At 61.8% G+C, this 14,420-nt stretch carries 16 protein-coding genes; 7 read left to right on the top strand and 9 right to left on the bottom strand.

Features of this window, described 5'->3' with window-relative positions; genetic code table 11:
- Positions 1-6 precede the first annotated feature (6 nt).
- Positions 7-153, bottom strand: coding sequence for a hypothetical protein (locus tag ACFQS4_RS00750; RefSeq protein WP_500191755.1), 147 nt, complete (start codon positions 151-153; stop codon positions 7-9).
- A 209-nt stretch (positions 154-362) separates the two neighbouring features.
- Here ACFQS4_RS00750 and ACFQS4_RS00745 point away from each other — a divergent pair, with 209 nt between their 5' ends.
- Positions 363-905 carry a DUF5813 family protein gene (locus tag ACFQS4_RS00745; protein WP_500191699.1) on the top strand — a complete coding sequence of 181 codons (543 nt, stop codon included), beginning with the start codon at positions 363-365 and terminating at the stop codon, positions 903-905.
- Between the two features lie 181 nt (positions 906-1,086).
- Here the strand turns inward: ACFQS4_RS00745 and ACFQS4_RS00740 are convergent, their stop codons facing one another.
- Positions 1,087-1,317 (bottom strand): Lrp/AsnC ligand binding domain-containing protein, encoded by a 231-nt coding sequence (locus ACFQS4_RS00740; RefSeq protein ID WP_253437094.1) that lies wholly within the window; start codon positions 1,315-1,317, stop codon positions 1,087-1,089.
- Between the two features lie 161 nt (positions 1,318-1,478).
- Between ACFQS4_RS00740 and ACFQS4_RS00735 the strand changes: the two genes are divergently transcribed.
- Complete coding sequence (locus ACFQS4_RS00735; RefSeq protein WP_500191752.1) at positions 1,479-1,676, top strand: heavy-metal-associated domain-containing protein; 198 nt, start codon at positions 1,479-1,481, stop codon at positions 1,674-1,676.
- A gap of 39 nt (positions 1,677-1,715) precedes the next feature.
- Here ACFQS4_RS00735 and ACFQS4_RS00730 read toward each other — a convergent pair whose 3' ends face one another.
- The 6 genes from ACFQS4_RS00730 to ACFQS4_RS00705 are packed head-to-tail and all read right to left on the bottom strand — an operon-like array spanning position 1,716 to position 7,948.
- Positions 1,716-2,324, bottom strand: a complete 609-nt coding sequence (locus tag ACFQS4_RS00730; RefSeq protein ID WP_500191749.1) for a hypothetical protein — start codon at positions 2,322-2,324, stop codon at positions 1,716-1,718.
- Positions 2,321-3,376 carry an ABC transporter ATP-binding protein gene (locus ACFQS4_RS00725; protein WP_500191746.1) on the bottom strand — a complete coding sequence of 352 codons (1,056 nt, stop codon included), beginning with the start codon at positions 3,374-3,376 and terminating at the stop codon, positions 2,321-2,323. Before ACFQS4_RS00725 ends, ACFQS4_RS00730 begins: the two co-directional genes overlap by 4 nt.
- Positions 3,373-4,443: an ABC transporter ATP-binding protein gene (locus ACFQS4_RS00720; RefSeq protein ID WP_500191743.1), complete on the bottom strand. Its 1,071-nt coding sequence runs from the start codon at positions 4,441-4,443 to the stop codon at positions 3,373-3,375. The genes ACFQS4_RS00725 and ACFQS4_RS00720 overlap by 4 nt, the downstream gene beginning before the upstream one ends.
- A gap of 2 nt (positions 4,444-4,445) precedes the next feature.
- Positions 4,446-5,372, bottom strand: a complete 927-nt coding sequence (gene nikC, locus ACFQS4_RS00715; protein WP_500191741.1) for a nickel transporter permease — start codon at positions 5,370-5,372, stop codon at positions 4,446-4,448.
- Complete coding sequence (gene nikB, locus ACFQS4_RS00710) at positions 5,369-6,316, bottom strand: nickel ABC transporter permease (RefSeq protein ID WP_500191738.1); 948 nt, start codon at positions 6,314-6,316, stop codon at positions 5,369-5,371. The genes nikC and nikB overlap by 4 nt, the downstream gene beginning before the upstream one ends.
- A gap of 30 nt (positions 6,317-6,346) precedes the next feature.
- Complete coding sequence (locus ACFQS4_RS00705) at positions 6,347-7,948, bottom strand: ABC transporter substrate-binding protein (RefSeq protein WP_500191736.1); 1,602 nt, start codon at positions 7,946-7,948, stop codon at positions 6,347-6,349.
- Between the two features lie 441 nt (positions 7,949-8,389).
- Here ACFQS4_RS00705 and ACFQS4_RS00700 point away from each other — a divergent pair, with 441 nt between their 5' ends.
- The 5 genes from ACFQS4_RS00700 (at position 8,390) to ACFQS4_RS00680 (ending at position 12,995) form a co-directional block, all read left to right on the top strand.
- Positions 8,390-8,986, top strand: coding sequence for a winged helix-turn-helix transcriptional regulator (locus tag ACFQS4_RS00700; protein ID WP_500191734.1), 597 nt, complete (start codon positions 8,390-8,392; stop codon positions 8,984-8,986).
- A 213-nt stretch (positions 8,987-9,199) separates the two neighbouring features.
- Positions 9,200-10,348 carry an MFS transporter gene (locus tag ACFQS4_RS00695; RefSeq protein ID WP_500191731.1) on the top strand — a complete coding sequence of 383 codons (1,149 nt, stop codon included), beginning with the start codon at positions 9,200-9,202 and terminating at the stop codon, positions 10,346-10,348.
- A 113-nt stretch (positions 10,349-10,461) separates the two neighbouring features.
- Complete coding sequence (locus tag ACFQS4_RS00690; RefSeq protein ID WP_500191729.1) at positions 10,462-11,205, top strand: potassium channel family protein; 744 nt, start codon at positions 10,462-10,464, stop codon at positions 11,203-11,205.
- A gap of 1 nt (position 11,206) precedes the next feature.
- The gene (locus ACFQS4_RS00685) at positions 11,207-11,437 is read left to right on the top strand and encodes an Lrp/AsnC family transcriptional regulator (RefSeq protein ID WP_254157509.1); all 231 of its coding nucleotides are present in this window, start codon (positions 11,207-11,209) and stop codon (positions 11,435-11,437) included.
- Positions 11,438-11,507: 70 nt separating this feature from the next.
- A complete protein-coding gene (locus ACFQS4_RS00680; RefSeq protein ID WP_500191726.1) occupies positions 11,508-12,995 on the top strand; it encodes a dihydrolipoyl dehydrogenase in 1,488 nt (495 codons plus the stop codon).
- Positions 12,996-13,073: 78 nt separating this feature from the next.
- Here the strand turns inward: ACFQS4_RS00680 and ACFQS4_RS00675 are convergent, their stop codons facing one another.
- Positions 13,074-14,381 carry a thiamine pyrophosphate-dependent enzyme gene (locus tag ACFQS4_RS00675; protein ID WP_500191724.1) on the bottom strand — a complete coding sequence of 436 codons (1,308 nt, stop codon included), beginning with the start codon at positions 14,379-14,381 and terminating at the stop codon, positions 13,074-13,076.
- Positions 14,382-14,420: the final 39 nt, after the last annotated feature.

Below are 14,420 nucleotides of genomic sequence, written 5' to 3'. Positions count from 1 at the left end.
GCGCCGTTAACACGCTTCCGACCGCTCGTCGTCGTCGCCTGACTCGCCCGGTCCGTCGGGGGAGCCGATCGGTAATCCCGAGCCGAGTTCCCCGTCGGTGCCGAGCAGTCGAGCGAACCGTCGTTTCTCCGCAGCGTACTTATCGAGTGCCATGCTTCCGACGAACGGTCGACCCACGTGTAGTTATGCACGACATTAACGCTGTTTCCCACCGTTGTTTACGGCGAAACGGACGGGAACCGATCGAACGCCAGTAAAATGGTTAGAAAAATGATGGGACGATTCTATTGAACCCTGACATCGCAAGCCCAGGCCGTGCCGCTGTCGTAACACCCATTTTCGCACCCACCCTTCGCCCACGTATGACGAAGCTACCGACGGCCGTCGCTGACACACTCGAGGCGCACGAGGCGTTTTCGCCGCTCGACGACGCGACGTACGCGCTCGAGACCACGGTCTTCGAGGCGCGCGTGAGCGTGACCGCCGCCGAGGGGCGGCGAGACGGCTCGTTTACCGTCGTCGTCCGATTGCCGACGCTCGACGCGGCGACCGCCGACCGCGTTGCCCCGGTGGTCGAAGACGGCTGGTTCGAGACGTTCGAGCGTCGACTCGCGGACGTGTTCACGGTCGCCGAAACCGGCACGCACGACGCGCCGCGAATCGACCGCGACGAGGGCGTCGTGACGGTCACCCTCGAGTACGTCGCCTGGGACGCCAGGGAGGGGGTCGACGACGCCAAGGCGCTGATCGAATACGTCGAGGGAACCTACGCGCAGGGCATCATTCCGGGGTACGAGTACGAAGGGCCCGCAGCGACGCTGGTCGAGAACGCCCAGACCGCGGGAGAGCGGGCTGCCGAAGGCGCTGCTGGCGACCATGGCGACGAGTACGACAGCCCGTTTTAATCACGCTTACTTGCCTCGACTCACGCTGAACGGATGCGTCCGCATTAGTGGTAGTGGCTCGAGACGTACTGCCCCATCTCTCGTTCCTACGAACTCGAGCGATAGATTCCTCCGGCGCGTTTGATCCGGTCCACTCGAGCGACGGACCTGCCGCGCAGTACGCAATCTCGCAAACGTCGTTTCAGTCCATCGCGATGTAGGTCTTCGTATCCGAAACCCCATCGAGACTCTGGATATCGCCCGAAGCCGCCTTCAGGACGCCGTACACCTCGTCGGCGTCGACCTCGGCGATGATGTCGTAATTTCCGGCGACGATGTGGGCGTCCGAAACGCTCTCGAGGTCGCGGATGCCCGCCAGGAGCCCTTCGGATTTGCCGGCAGCGGTCTTCACCATGATGAACGCGTGAACCATTACTTTCGTGTGGTACTCCTTGGCACGACTAAAGTGTTTGCCCGGCCACGGACGCCGACGTCTCGAGAACCCGTCGAAACTTTCGTATCAAAAGTCCCGCGGTGGTTACAACGAGAGGTCGAAGCAGTAACTGGCAAAAACCTGGAGCCCGAAGTGAGTGTATGGCACGAACCATCACGGTAACTGGCATGAGCTGTGGCGGCTGCGAGGACACGGTCGAATCGGCGCTCGAGGACGTCGACGGCGTCGTCGAGGCGTCGGCGGACAACGAATCGGACGCCGTCACCGTCGAGGGTGACGCCAACGTCGACACGCTCGTCGAAGCGATCCAGAACGCGGGCTACGACGCCTCCGCCTGAAATCGGCCCACTCGCGAACGCCCGCTCGTTCTACACGTTTTACCGGTCGATCGGATCGTCGATCCAGTTGTAACAGCGAAAGTGCTCCGGCCGCTTTTCGCTCGTGAGCATCTCGAGGGGGATGAACCCCTCGCCGCCGCGAGCCCCCGCCTCGCGCTCGTCGGGATCGTCGGAGAAGGTCATGAGCTTCGCCTTCACCGAAAACGTGACCTCGAGCGTGCCCGTGTGGTTTTCGTCGGGGTCGAACCGCATCGAGACGTCGCCGGCGCCGACGCCGAAGATGGCCCGATCGGTCGGCGTCGAGACGCCCACGTCGTGACTGGCGAGTCCGCTCGAGAGGCCCTCGAGCCACGCGCGCATCGACTCGCGGTCGAGCGGTTGCTCGAGGTCGAACCCGCCGTCTGCGTCCATCGACCCCGATTCGAACGCGAAGTCGGGGTAGGCGAGTTTCTCGTCGGGGAGGACGTGAGAACTCGTTTCCGGGTCCGGCGGGGTTTCGGGGACGCCCAGTTCGTCGCTGATCGCCGACCGGACGGTCGCTTCGGCGTTCGACGGGTCCACTGGTGTCGCATCGCACACTTCTTCCGTTTCGTCGTCCGTTTCCGCCGAGGAGTCGCCGTCCATTCTCTCGTCGCTATCTCGAGTCATGGTCCATAGTCCTCCTGGTCGCTCGCTCGAGCGACACGCTCTGCGAAGTGGCACTTCGAAACTGTCCCCTCGAGGTCGACCACGTTGGGGACGTCCGTTCGGCACTGGTCCTCGGCGATTGGACATCGCGTGTGGAAGACGCACCCGCTCGGCGGATCCACTGGACTCGGGATGTCACCCTCGAGAATGGTCGCGTCGAGCACCGACGTGGTGGGATCGAGATCAGGAATCGACGCGAGCAATGCCTCCGTGTAGGGGTGACCGGGCGACGTGAACAGTCGCTCTGCCTCGCCGACCTCCATCAACTCGCCGAGGTACATAACCGCGATACGATCGGCGATGTGCTTGACGACGCTCAGGTCGTGGCTGATGAGGACGTAGGTGAGATCGAGTTCCCGCTGGAGGCGCAACAGGAGGTTGATAATGCTCCCTTTCACCGAGGCGTCGAGCGCCGACACTGGTTCGTCGAGGATGAGCACCCGTGGCTCCGTCGCAATCGCCCTGGCAATCGCGACTCGCTGGGCTTGACCACCTGAAAGTTCGTGGGCGTATCGATCGACGTAGCGCGCTGAGAGGTTTACCTGTTCAAGCAACTCGGTGATACGGTCCTTTCGTTCGACCCGCGACCAACCCTGCGTCTTTAGCGGTTCGGCGATCGCCTGCGCGACCGTCATTCGCGGATCGATGCTCGATTTGGCGTTCTGGAAGATGACTCCGAAGTCCGCGAGCAGTTGGTTCGAGCGACCGCTGACGGATCGAACGGCCCGACCATCGATTCGGACGTCACCTGCCGTCGGCGTGTGAAGTCCCGTAACGAGGTTCGCGAGCGTCGACTTCCCGCTCCCGCTCTCGCCGACGATGCCGAGCGTCTCGCCTTCGTACACGTTCAGTGAGACGCCCGAGACGGCGGTGATCGTCGTCCGAGTGCCGAACAGGCGATCGATCAGGGAGTCTTCGAGGGCGAACTCCTTCGTGACGTTCTCGAGTTCGACGACCGTGGTCGCATCACGTTCGTGTTCGCGTTCCTCCGCCGATTCGACTGGCGTGCTCATCGTTCTCCCTCCGTGTCGAGGGTTGAGGCCAGCGAGAGATCGTCGTTCACCCGACGAATTTCACAGCACTTCGCTCGGTGGTTCTCGCCGCAGTCTACCGTCGGCATCGGTCCCGACCGACACGCCTCGCGAGCGTAGTCACACCGCGACGCGAACGGACACCCCGTGACGTCGCCGAGTTGATCCGGAACCTGCCCCTCGATCGTCTCTAACTGCTCCTTCCGCGCGGTTTCCTGGGGCATGCACTCGAGCAACGCCTGTGTGTAGGGATGTTTCGGTTCTTGCAGGATCTCTTCGACCGGTCCGCTCTCCATGACCTCGCCGCCGTACATCACGATCACGCGGTCACAGATATCGGCGACGACGCCAAGGTCGTGGGTGATCATGACGACAGACATATCGCGTTCGTCTCTGAGCCTGGCGATGATTCGAAGGATCTGCGCCTGAATCGTGACGTCGAGGGCCGTCGTCGGTTCGTCGGCGATCAGGAGGTCAGGCTCACTCGCGAGTGCGATCGCGAGCATCGCTCGCTGGCGCATCCCGCCGGAGAACTCGTGGGGGTAGGCGTCGAGTCGTTCGGTCGGGTTCGGAATGCCGACCTCTTCCATCAGATCGACGACTCGCCCACGCTTTTCTCGCCAGTCGGAGCGGTCGTGCAAGAGGGGAACGCGTAGGTACTCTCGAAGCTTTTGTGACGTCGGATCGTCGTGGATCTTCAGCGATTCGACGATCTGTTCGCCGACCGTAAAGACCGGGTTGAGCGTCGTCATCGGATCTTGAAACACCATCGAGAGACCGTCGCCGCGGATCCGGCGGATCTCGCGGTCGTTTGCCGTCGTCAACTCGGTGTCCCTGAACCGTATTGATCCATCGGCGATTCGTCCGGGGTCTTCGAGTCGCATCGTCGAAAGCGCGGTGACGGATTTCCCGCTTCCGCTCTCGCCGACGATGCCAAGAATCTCTCCCCTGTCGACGTCGAAACTCACGCCGTTGACGGCGTGAACGGTTCCTTCGTACGTATCGAAACAGGTGTGTAAATTTTCGACCGAGAGCAGTGGTTCTGTCATGCTTAGAATCCCTCGTTCTGTACCGTATCCGTTTCCCGGGGATCGAGGACGTCGCGAAGCCCGTCACCGAGCAAGTTGAATCCGAGAACCGCGAGCATGATCGCCAGGCCGGGGAAGTTCACGACCCACCAGGCGTCCTGCAGGTAGTTTCGTCCTTCGGATATCATCGTTCCCCACTCTGGCGTCGGCGGCTGAGCGCCGAGACCCAGGAACGATAGTCCGGCGGTCCCGAGGATCACGCCGGCCATGTCGATCGTCGCGAGGACGACTACCGGGCCGATGACGTTCGGCACGATGTGGCGACCGACGATCCTGAGGCGACCGACACCCATCAACTGGCTGGCCTTGACGAACTCCTGTTCTTTGACCGAGAGTACGCTCCCGCGTATCACGCGAGCGTATCTGGTCCAGCCGACGACGGCGAGCGCGATCATGATGTTCGTCAGACTGGGCCCGAGGATGCCGGCGATGACGAGCGCGAGCAAGAGCCCGGGGAAGGCCAGCAGGACGTCGACGAACCGCATCAGCGCTTCGTCTACGTAGCCGCCGGCGTACCCCGCCGTCACTCCCACCGCCGTGCCGATCGCCAGCGAGATACCGACGACGGCAAGCCCGATTCGCAGTGAGATGCGAGCGCCGTATAGCAATCGCGTCAGGATGTCACGGCCAAGCTGGTCAGTCCCCAGCGGGTGGTCGACCGATGGGGACTCGAGGCGGTTCTCGAGGTCCTGTTCGGCCGGCTCGTACGGAGTCAGAAACGGGGCGAGCAGGGCGCTGAAGAGGATAACTAGAACGATCACCAGCCCGACGACGTTCAGCGTGTTCGACCGAAACTGTCGCATCTTTCGTGAGTCGTACAGCGATCGAATCCGCTCGCGCCGGGTCGGTCCCTCGAGCGACGTTTGTTCATCGAGATTAGCGTCGGTCATTTGGATGCACCTTCGAACGAAATGCGCGGGTCGACGTACCGGTAGGTGACGTCGACGAGGAGGTTCGTTACGACGAAGAAGACAGCGATCACGAGGACGAGCCCCTGGACGATCGGATAGTCACGAGCGAAGATCGAGTCGATTAACAGCCGACCGAGTCCGGGTCGCTGAAAGACCATTTCGATGATGACCGCTCCGTTCAGGAGGTAGCCGAACTGGAGGCCCACGATCGTGATCACAGGAATGAGCGCATTGCGCAGGGCGTGTTTGTAGACCACGATGCGCTCGCGCAATCCCTTCGATCGCGCCGTGCGGATGTACTCCTCGTCGAGCACCTCGAGCATGGACGACCGGAGCAGGCGGGTGACGATCGCCGCCATGCCAGTACCGAGCGTGATCGCCGGCAAGACGAGTTGATCGGCCGTGCCGTACCCGGACGTTGGTAACACCCCCAACTGAATCGCGAAGACGAGCATGAGCAGGTAACCCAGCCAGAAATTCGGCATCGATAGTCCGAGAAGCGCGGCAAGCTGGCTCCCGTAGTCGAGTCGGCCACCCTTGTGAACGGCGCTGACGACGCCCGTCGGGACGGCGATAAGAAGGGCAACGAACAGTCCGGCGAGAGCCAGTTCGAACGTCGGCCAGAGGTTTTCGAGAATCAACTGGACGACGGAGGCGTCGTTGTGGTAGGACTGTCCGAGGTTCCCCTGCAGGATGTCCGCGACCCAGTCTCCGTACTGAACAAGTATCGGGTCGTTCAGCCCCTGTTCTATTCGAAACTGCTCGATCGCTGCATCCGGGGGCGTCCGTCCACCCATCTGCTGGCGGAGAATCGTCTCCGCGGGATCTCCCGGCGTGAAAAACACCATGAGGAAGGTCAGGACTGACACTCCGAAGAGGACGAACAAGGACGTTATTGACCGTCTGAGGATGAATTTCCACATCGTATATCTATTCTGGAAGAGACTCGTGAACTACTCCCAATGCTCGAGTTCCGTCCAGCGCGAAAACTGAGGAATCGCACCCAATTCGGCGCCGTCGATATTCGCGTGGGCCGCTGCGATGAACTCGCTGTAGTAGAGCGGAATCGTCACGGCCTGGTCGGCGATGTGCTGCTGGGCCTCCTTGTAGGCCGACGCCTTCTCCTCCTCATCGCCCGTCTGGAATCCCTGTTCGATCAGTTCATCGACCTCTCCACCGAGGTTGTGAAGCCCCGTCCCCTCCTCCCCGTAGAGGCGCTGGTTGACGTCGCCCTCCGAGTGGAATCCCTCGTAGATGATGTAGTCAGCGTCGCCGCTGTTCGATCCGCTCTCTTTCAGGATGAGATGGGCCTCTCCGTCTCGTTCGGCTTCCGAAAAGGCGGCCCGCTCGAGGACCTGAATCTCTGAGTCGACGCCGATCCCGTCGAGCGCTCCCTGGACGACCTGAGCGATTTCGCGACCGTCGACCATGTCGTTCGCCACGAGGATCGACAGTTCCTCGCCGTCGTAACTCGAATCCGAAACGAGGTCGGCAGCGCGGTCGTCGTCTTTCTCGTACCCGTCGATGTCGTCGTGGGCGGACCAGTAAATGACCGGTGAGATCGGGCCGCGGGCGGGTTGGCCGACTTCCTCGAGGATCGTCTCGACGATCGTCTCCTGTGAGACGGCGTGGTTCAGCGCGCGACGGAGGTCCGCATCGTCGGTCGGCGACTTGTAGAGGTTGATGCCGACGTACCCGGCACCGGGGCGGTTCTGGCGCTCGAGATAGAGCGAGTCGTCGTCCTCAATCGACGAGACTCGCGTGCGGGGCGGCGCGAGCGCGAGGTCGATCTCGCGATTTTCCAGCGCGAGCGTTCGGGTGTTGGGATCCTCGATCACGCGGAACGTGAGTTCCTCGAGGATCGGTTCGTCGTTCCAGTAGTCCTCGAAGGCCGTTGTCCTGACCTCCTGCTGTTTCTCGATCTCGTCGACCTGGAATGGTCCGGTGCCGATAACGGTGCCGGACTCGTGATCTCGATCGGGGTGCTGTATCGCGACCAAGTTGTGTGCGATCGTCCCCGGGAACGTCGGGAACGGGTCCGTCGTCGTGAACTCGACCGTGTAGTCGTCGAGCGCCACGATGTCACCCGACTCGACGTGGATCCACCCCGGGGCCCACGCCCACTCCTCGAGGACAGCCTCGAACGAGAAGACGACGTCGTCGGCGGTCATTTCCTCGCCGTTGTGGAACGTGACGCCTTCGCGGAGTGAGAACTCCCACACTGTGTCTTCAACCTGTTCCCAGTCGGTCGCGAGCCACGGTTCCAGTTCCATGTCCGCCGAGACCCAGACTAGTGGTTCGAGAATGTTCGTCCAGTAGGGGATTACTCCGCCATAGTGGTTCCAGTCGTCTCGCGTCGGATCGTCGTTCAGTGCGATCGTCGCGCCCGGAAGTTGCTCCTGTTCATTCCGATCCTGGTCGTTCGGGTTGCCATTCCCGTTTCCGTTACCGTCATCCGAATCGCCACCAAGACATCCGGCTAAGGAGACAATACCAGCGCCACCCAGAGCCTTTAGTACTGTCCGTCTATCGTTCAATTGCATATTGCGTGTCATGTTCTAACACTCTCGGAATCGATACCATCCATCTGGCCCCTCCAAACATAAGTCTTGTATGTCCGCACGGCTGGTTATTTATATAGTCTCGTGTTTTAGAGGGAGTTGAGATTTAATATATAATCTGAATTTTTAAATTGAGGCAATATCAATGCAAGATTACTGGTTACGGTTTACTTACCAGGGCATATATTACATTTAGCATAACTCCAATAAGTTCGAATAATGAAAATCAAACGATCTATGTTCGCGTCTCCATCCACCGTGACTTCTAGCCTGGTCTGCTGACGACGGATTAGGTGAATACAATCACGATATCCGCCGAAAAGTTCATTCGGTGTACGCTTCCCAACTCCCTGGCGTTCCCGATCAGGTTAAGATCAACAGGAACGATGAGCTCCGAAGTAAATTATATAATGGTCGGTTAGAAATTTCTTTAGTATGAGAAACTTCGATGAGACGGACCTCGAGATTCTTCGCCTACTGGCCGAAGACGGTCGACGCCCATTTAACGAAGTCGCAAACGCGGTTGACCCCTCGGCTCCCGCTGTTTCCGACCGGGTCAGCAAGCTTGAGGAACAAGGGATCATTCGCCAGTTTACCATCGACATCGACCGCTCACAGCTACGGCGAAGCCTCCCGATTCTCGTCACTCTTTCCGTTCGTCCGGAATGCTTTGACATCATCAAACAGCAGTTGGTGACGGTCCCCGAGGTGGAACACATCTACTCGACGATCAGTTCCGACTTCGTCTTTTACGCGAACGCGCCGGAGAACAACCCACGAGAGTGGATCGTCACACAGTTCGATCAGTCGATGATCCTCGAGTACGAAGTGACGCTGCTGACGGAAACCGACCGCTCGTTCACGCTTAGCGGGACCGAGTTCGCCCTCTCCTGTACCGAGTGCGGCAACACCGTCACCAGCGAGGGCGTCGTAACGCGGGTCGATGGTGAGCTGAAACAGTTCTGCTGTACCTCCTGCGAGAATCACTTTACTGAACGCCGCGACCGATTACGCCCGCAATCCGAATCCTGAGACGGACCTGTTCGTAACGACTCGTTCACCGCGTCGCGAGCGACGGTAACTGAAGTATTACGCTGTCTCGTGTTCCGTCATAACAAGATTAATGCTCGGTAGCCGCTCTCGTTACCTACGATGGGTACCAAAAGTAATTTGTCTATTTCGCCTACGATTCTAAAGTACTATCTCTACAAATCGACAAAAGCTGTCGAGTTCTACCGCCCCATCATGTACCTCTACTTTCTCTCACAGGGGCTCTCGTTTACGCAGGTCGTCATCCTCGAGGCCGCGTACAACCTAACCACCCTATTAGGCGAGGTGCCGACAGGGTACGTGAGCGACCGCTTCGGCCGGCGGCCGTCATTGTTGATCGGTTCAGTGCTCATCACGACCACGCTGATCGCCATCGGATTCGCGAACTCATTTCGCGAATTACTGGTTTTGTTCGTTACCTGGTCGATGGGATACAATTTCCGCTCGGGCAGCGAAGACGCCTGGCTGTACGACAGCCTGACAGACCTGGATCGAAGCGATCACTTCCCTCACGTTCGTGGTCGCGGCGAAGCGCTCGCGCTCGCCATCGGTGCCGGCGCGTCGGTCATCGGGGGCTACGTCGGCGGAATCGATCTCGCCTATCCGTTCTTTCTCGCCGCGGGAGTGATGGCCGTCGGCGTCGGGGTCGTGTATACGATGCCCGAACCGAGGAGCTATCGGCGCGCTACCACTGATCGGCTACGGTTTCGGGAATCGGTGAACGTGATCAAACGGACCCTCGGAACCAGGCGGATCAGAGCGTTCGTCCTGTACTACTTCGTCCTGTTTGCGGCGGTCCTCTACGTCACCTCGATCTTTCTCCAGCCAGTCTTCGAAACGGCCGTCCTCGAGTTGGGAGCGTCACCGTCAGCCGTTGAGCCGCTTCTCGGCTGGTTTTACGCTATCGTGAGCCTCGTCTCTGCCGGGTTGAGCTATCACACCGGCCGGATCTACGAGTCTATCGGCGTCAAAGGCTGGTTCGCCACAGTCCCGTTTCTCGTCGGTACGGGGTTGGTAGTGCTCTGGTTCGTACCCGTGCTCGCCATTCCAGTTCTTCTGGGCGCGCGGAGCGTGGTCGAGACGTCCCGCTCGCTCGCGATTCAGCACGTCAATATACACGTCGGAACAATAGGCCGCGCCTCCGTATTGAGCGCGATGGCGATGGTTAGTTCGGTCACCGTGATCCCCTTCCAGCTTGGAAGTGGGGTCATCTCCGATTTGGCCAGCCCGCTGATCGCCCTCTCACTGGCCGGCGTCACCCTCGTAGCTGGCTCAGCGGCACTGCTCGCGCTGAGTTCGCCGCTTCGAAGCGACGACGCGGTAGCCAAAATTTCGTCGGACTAACGAGCGGCTCACGGTTCAATCCAAGCAGACTGATGAATCACCGCGCTTATCCGCACCCCGCACATCCGTGAACCGGGGTAACATTATTCACGGCTGCCGGCGTAGCCCACTCCATGCGGTTCGTCATCATCGGCGCCGGTCGGGTCGGCCTCCGCACTGCGCGCGTCTTACGTGAGGAGGGCCACGAGGTAACACTGGTCGAGTACGACGAGGCGAAGGTCCGCCGTGCGCGCGGGCAAGACTTCGAGGTCGTCCAGGGCGACGGCTCCCGCGAGGAGGTCCTCGAGGAAGCGGGGGTCCGTCGAGCCGACGCCCTCGGCGCATTGACGGGCGACCTGAACGTCAACTTCGCGGCCTGTATGATCGCCAAACACCACGGCTGTCGGACGATCATGCGCATCGACGAGGACTACCGCGAGGAGATCTACCGCAAGTATGCCGACGAGGTCGACGACGTGATCTACCCCGAGCGGCTAGGCGCGATGGGCGCGAAGAACGCGCTTCTGGGCGGGACGATCCGGGCCATCGCGGACATCGCCCAGCACCTCCAGGTCGTCGAGTTGACGATTACCGACGAAGCCCCGGTTCGGGGGTACACGATCAGCGAACTCCAGCTGCCGGCCAACGCAACCCTGCTCGCGTTCGGCAAGGCAGGCCACCAGCTCGCGATTCCGACCGAGGACGAGTCGCTCGAGACCGGCGACCGCCTGGTCGTCCTGGCGGATTTCGACGTGCTGAGCGACGTCAGACAGATTCTCGTGGGTGAGTCACCGGACCGGGCGGTGTCGGCCGATGGCGGAATTGTCGACCAAATCTCGGGTACAGCGAACGACGGCGAACACGACGGAGGTAACTAGTATGGTCACTGCGTTCATCATGATCAAGGCGAATACGGGCGAGGCGGATCGACTCAGGGACAGCGTCGAAGCGATCGAGGGCGTCGAATCGGCGCACATCGTCGCGGGCGACGTCGACATCATCGCGAAGGCGCGCGTCGAGACGCCCGCTGCAGTGAAGGAGATTTCGGCGACGCGGATCCAGGGCATTCAGGGCGTCGAGGACACCCAGACGTACATCGCGATGGACTGATCGACCCACTCACCGCCAGGGGATCGGTTCGACCTCGGTGATTTATACTGTTTTGTCGCGTGAAACCCGTATGCAGGAGTTCGACTTTCTCGTCATCGGATCGGGTTCGGGCCTCGACGTGGCGAACGCGGCCGTCAACCAGGGACAGTCCGTTGCCGTGGTCGAAAAGGGGCGTCTCGGCGGGACGTGTCTCAATCGTGGTTGCATCCCCTCGAAGATGTTGCTCTATCACGCCGATGTCCTCGAGACGATCGAGTCCGCCGACGAGTTCGGGATCGACGCGACCGTCGACGACGTTGACTTCGCCGGTATCGTCCGCGAAGTCAACGAAGACGTGAAAGCGGACGCCGAATCGATCCGCCGCGGTCTGCGCTCCTCGTCTGATCACGCCCTATTCGAGGCCGAAGGACGGTTCGTCAACGACAGAACGCTCGAGGTCTCCGGCGGCGAGGACGACGGCGTACAGCTCCGGGCCGACACGATCCTCATCGCGGCAGGGACTCGCCCGACAATCCCGCCAATCGAGGGCATCCAGGACGTCGAGTACCTGACCAGTACCGAGGCGCTACGCCTCGAGAGTCCACCGGAACACCTGGTGATCATTGGAGGCGGGTACGTCGCGGCCGAACTGGGGCACTTCTTCGGCACGTTCGGCAGCGACGTGACGATCGTCGGGAGGCGGCCGTCGCTCCTCCCCGAGGCCGACGACGAGGTCGCCGAGGCGTTCACCGACCGATTCGCCGACCGGTTCACCGTCTACACCGGCCACGAGGCGACCGCCGTCTCTGCTTCCGGCGGCCAGGTCACCGTCGAGGCGAAGCCCTACGAGTACGGCGATGGACTCCTCGAGGACGCTCAGCCGGTGACCGCCACCGGCGACGCGCTGTTGGTCGCCGCCGGTCGCCGCCCGAACACGGACACCCTGAACCTCGAGGAGACGGGCGTCGAGACGGATGCTCGAGGCTTCGTCGAGACCGACGAGTACCTGCGGACGGACGCCGAGGGCGTCTGGGCGCTCGGCGACATCGTCGGCGAGTACCTGCTGAAACACAGCGCGAACCACGAAGCCCAGGCGGTCGCCCGCAACCTCTTCGGGGACGAGCTCCAGCCGGTCGATTACGACGCGATGCCGTTCGCCGTCTTCACATCCCCCGAAGTCGCCGGTGTTGACGCTCACGAGGCCGACCTCCGGGACGACGGTCGAGAATACGCGACGAACACGTACCGCTACGAGAACACCGCCCGCGGCGCGGCGATGAAAGCCGAGGGGTTCGTGAAGGTGCTCATCGATCCCGAGGGAACGATCCTGGGGTGTCACATCGTGGGGCCGGACGCCTCGACGCTGATCCAGGAGGTCGTCGTCGCGATGAAGTCCGGTTCGGGGACGGTCCAGGACGTTCGGAGTGCGGTCCACGTTCACCCGGCGCTCCCCGAGGTCGTCCAGCGCGCGTTTACCGGGCAGTTCACCCGGGGTGACAGCCACGATCACGACGCCCAACCCGATCACCAGCACGATCACGGCGACGATCACCAGCACGACCCCGACCACCAGCACTGACGCCCGTATCCGCCGAGTGACAGCTCTCGAGAAGCAATCACAGAGACCGCATTTTCGAGACTCGAAGTCGCTCGAGCGTCAGTGCTCGAGTTCCTGCACGTCGTAGTCGGCGAGGAAGCGCTCGAGCCAGGCACGCTGGTCCTCGAGTCGGGGCGTCGGCTCGTCGTAGACGGGTTCGAACACGTCCGACGGGTCGGGGGCTGGCGCCTCCTCGGCCGTCTCGACGGCCGCCTCCACTTCGGCTTCGACATCCTCGCGGACCGACTCGACGACGTCGTCGTCGAGGACGCCCTGCTCGCGGAGATACGTTTCGTAGCGCTCGAGCGGGTCAGCGGTGCGCCACTCGGGGAGGTCCTCGCGGTCCTCGCGGTAGCGCGAGGGGTCGTTGTAGACGCCGGGGGCGACGTCGTTGGGGCCGTCGGGATAGTACAGCGCGGCCAGCAACTGAATTTGCCCGCGACCGACGCCGAGTTCGAACTGCCCGCCGCCGTAACACCGAATCCCGCGCTCCTCGCAGTAGGCGATCGTCTCGAGCAACGACTCGAGCGAGCCGAATCGGGAGGGCTTGACGTTCAACCACCGCGGCTCCCACGGCAATGACCCGACGTCCTCGACACTGTGAATCGGGGCGTCCCAGGAGAGCCGGTTCCGAACGTCGGGCACCTCGAGCAGCGGGCGCGTCTCCTCGGTTACACCCGGATCCTCGATCACGGCCTCCGGGAACGACTCGAGGATGCGCTCGTAGAAGTCCGGATCCGACGGGACGTCCACCTCGGTCCCCTCGTACTGCCCCTTCAGGTCGAGGATTCGGACGGCGTCGGTCGCCACCAGGTCGTCGACCACGGCGTCGGTCCACTCGGGCGTTGGATCGAGTTTAAACTCGAGGGACGGAACGGCATCGCGAAGGTGCTCGACCCGATCGGTCGACGGCGGCTCCCCGAGGCGGGTGCTCGCGACGAAGCGGAGCGGTTTCGGTTCGCGGTCGAGTGCGTCCCCAAGCGAGGTTCCGGCCTGGCGCAGCGCCAGGTCGAGCGCCGCGCTCTCGAGCGCCCAGCGACGGTAATCCCGGAAGTCCTTGCGGTCGGGTGGGCCCGCCGGAAACAGGTTCAGGTCCTCGAGTCGATCCGAGAACGATGCCAGCGTGAACTCGCCCTCGAGGCCGTCGGTCGGCAACCCGACCTGATGGAGGGCGTCGTGTTCCTCGGCGTCGTAGGTGACGTCTTCGCCGCGTCCCGTGACTTGCTCACTACTCGAGTGCGGTCCCGAGAGCGCGACCTCGGTCGTCACCCGCGTAAAATCGCTCGACGTGTCCCGCTCGAGTCGCTCGAGTTCGACGTCGGCGACGTGTACCTCGAGGTCGGCGAGACGGTCGAAGTCCGTATCCATACGTCTCGTTGGGTTGCCAGACCGATGAACGTTCGTGCG

The sequence above is a fragment of the Saliphagus sp. GCM10025317 genome (assembly GCF_042663665.1).
In the GTDB taxonomy this organism is placed as follows: domain Archaea; phylum Halobacteriota; class Halobacteria; order Halobacteriales; family Natrialbaceae; genus Natronosalvus.
Note: the sequence above shows the minus strand (reverse complement) of the source record. Positions and strands in the feature narration are given on the sequence as shown.

Excerpts from the sequence above, each read along its gene's own strand:
- ACFQS4_RS00740 (WP_253437094.1), bottom strand. The coding sequence starts at position 1,317 with ATGGTTCACGCGTTCATCATGGTGAAGACCGCTGCCGGCAAATCCGAA.
- ACFQS4_RS00735 (WP_500191752.1), top strand. The coding sequence starts at position 1,479 with ATGGCACGAACCATCACGGTAACTGGCATGAGCTGTGGCGGCTGCGAG.
- ACFQS4_RS00680 (WP_500191726.1), top strand. The coding sequence starts at position 11,508 with ATGCAGGAGTTCGACTTTCTCGTCATCGGATCGGGTTCGGGCCTCGAC.
- ACFQS4_RS00695 (WP_500191731.1), top strand. The coding sequence starts at position 9,200 with ATGTACCTCTACTTTCTCTCACAGGGGCTCTCGTTTACGCAGGTCGTC.
- ACFQS4_RS00700 (WP_500191734.1), top strand. The coding sequence starts at position 8,390 with ATGAGAAACTTCGATGAGACGGACCTCGAGATTCTTCGCCTACTGGCC.
- ACFQS4_RS00705 (WP_500191736.1), bottom strand. The coding sequence starts at position 7,948 with ATGACACGCAATATGCAATTGAACGATAGACGGACAGTACTAAAGGCT.
- ACFQS4_RS00720 (WP_500191743.1), bottom strand. The coding sequence starts at position 4,443 with ATGACAGAACCACTGCTCTCGGTCGAAAATTTACACACCTGTTTCGAT.
- nikC (WP_500191741.1), bottom strand. The coding sequence starts at position 5,372 with ATGACCGACGCTAATCTCGATGAACAAACGTCGCTCGAGGGACCGACC.
- ACFQS4_RS00745 (WP_500191699.1), top strand. The coding sequence starts at position 363 with ATGACGAAGCTACCGACGGCCGTCGCTGACACACTCGAGGCGCACGAG.
- ACFQS4_RS00725 (WP_500191746.1), bottom strand. The coding sequence starts at position 3,376 with ATGAGCACGCCAGTCGAATCGGCGGAGGAACGCGAACACGAACGTGAT.
- ACFQS4_RS00750 (WP_500191755.1), bottom strand. The coding sequence starts at position 153 with ATGGCACTCGATAAGTACGCTGCGGAGAAACGACGGTTCGCTCGACTG.
- ACFQS4_RS00730 (WP_500191749.1), bottom strand. The coding sequence starts at position 2,324 with ATGACTCGAGATAGCGACGAGAGAATGGACGGCGACTCCTCGGCGGAA.
- ACFQS4_RS00685 (WP_254157509.1), top strand. The coding sequence starts at position 11,207 with ATGGTCACTGCGTTCATCATGATCAAGGCGAATACGGGCGAGGCGGAT.
- nikB (WP_500191738.1), bottom strand. The coding sequence starts at position 6,316 with ATGTGGAAATTCATCCTCAGACGGTCAATAACGTCCTTGTTCGTCCTC.
- ACFQS4_RS00675 (WP_500191724.1), bottom strand. The coding sequence starts at position 14,381 with ATGGATACGGACTTCGACCGTCTCGCCGACCTCGAGGTACACGTCGCC.
- ACFQS4_RS00690 (WP_500191729.1), top strand. The coding sequence starts at position 10,462 with ATGCGGTTCGTCATCATCGGCGCCGGTCGGGTCGGCCTCCGCACTGCG.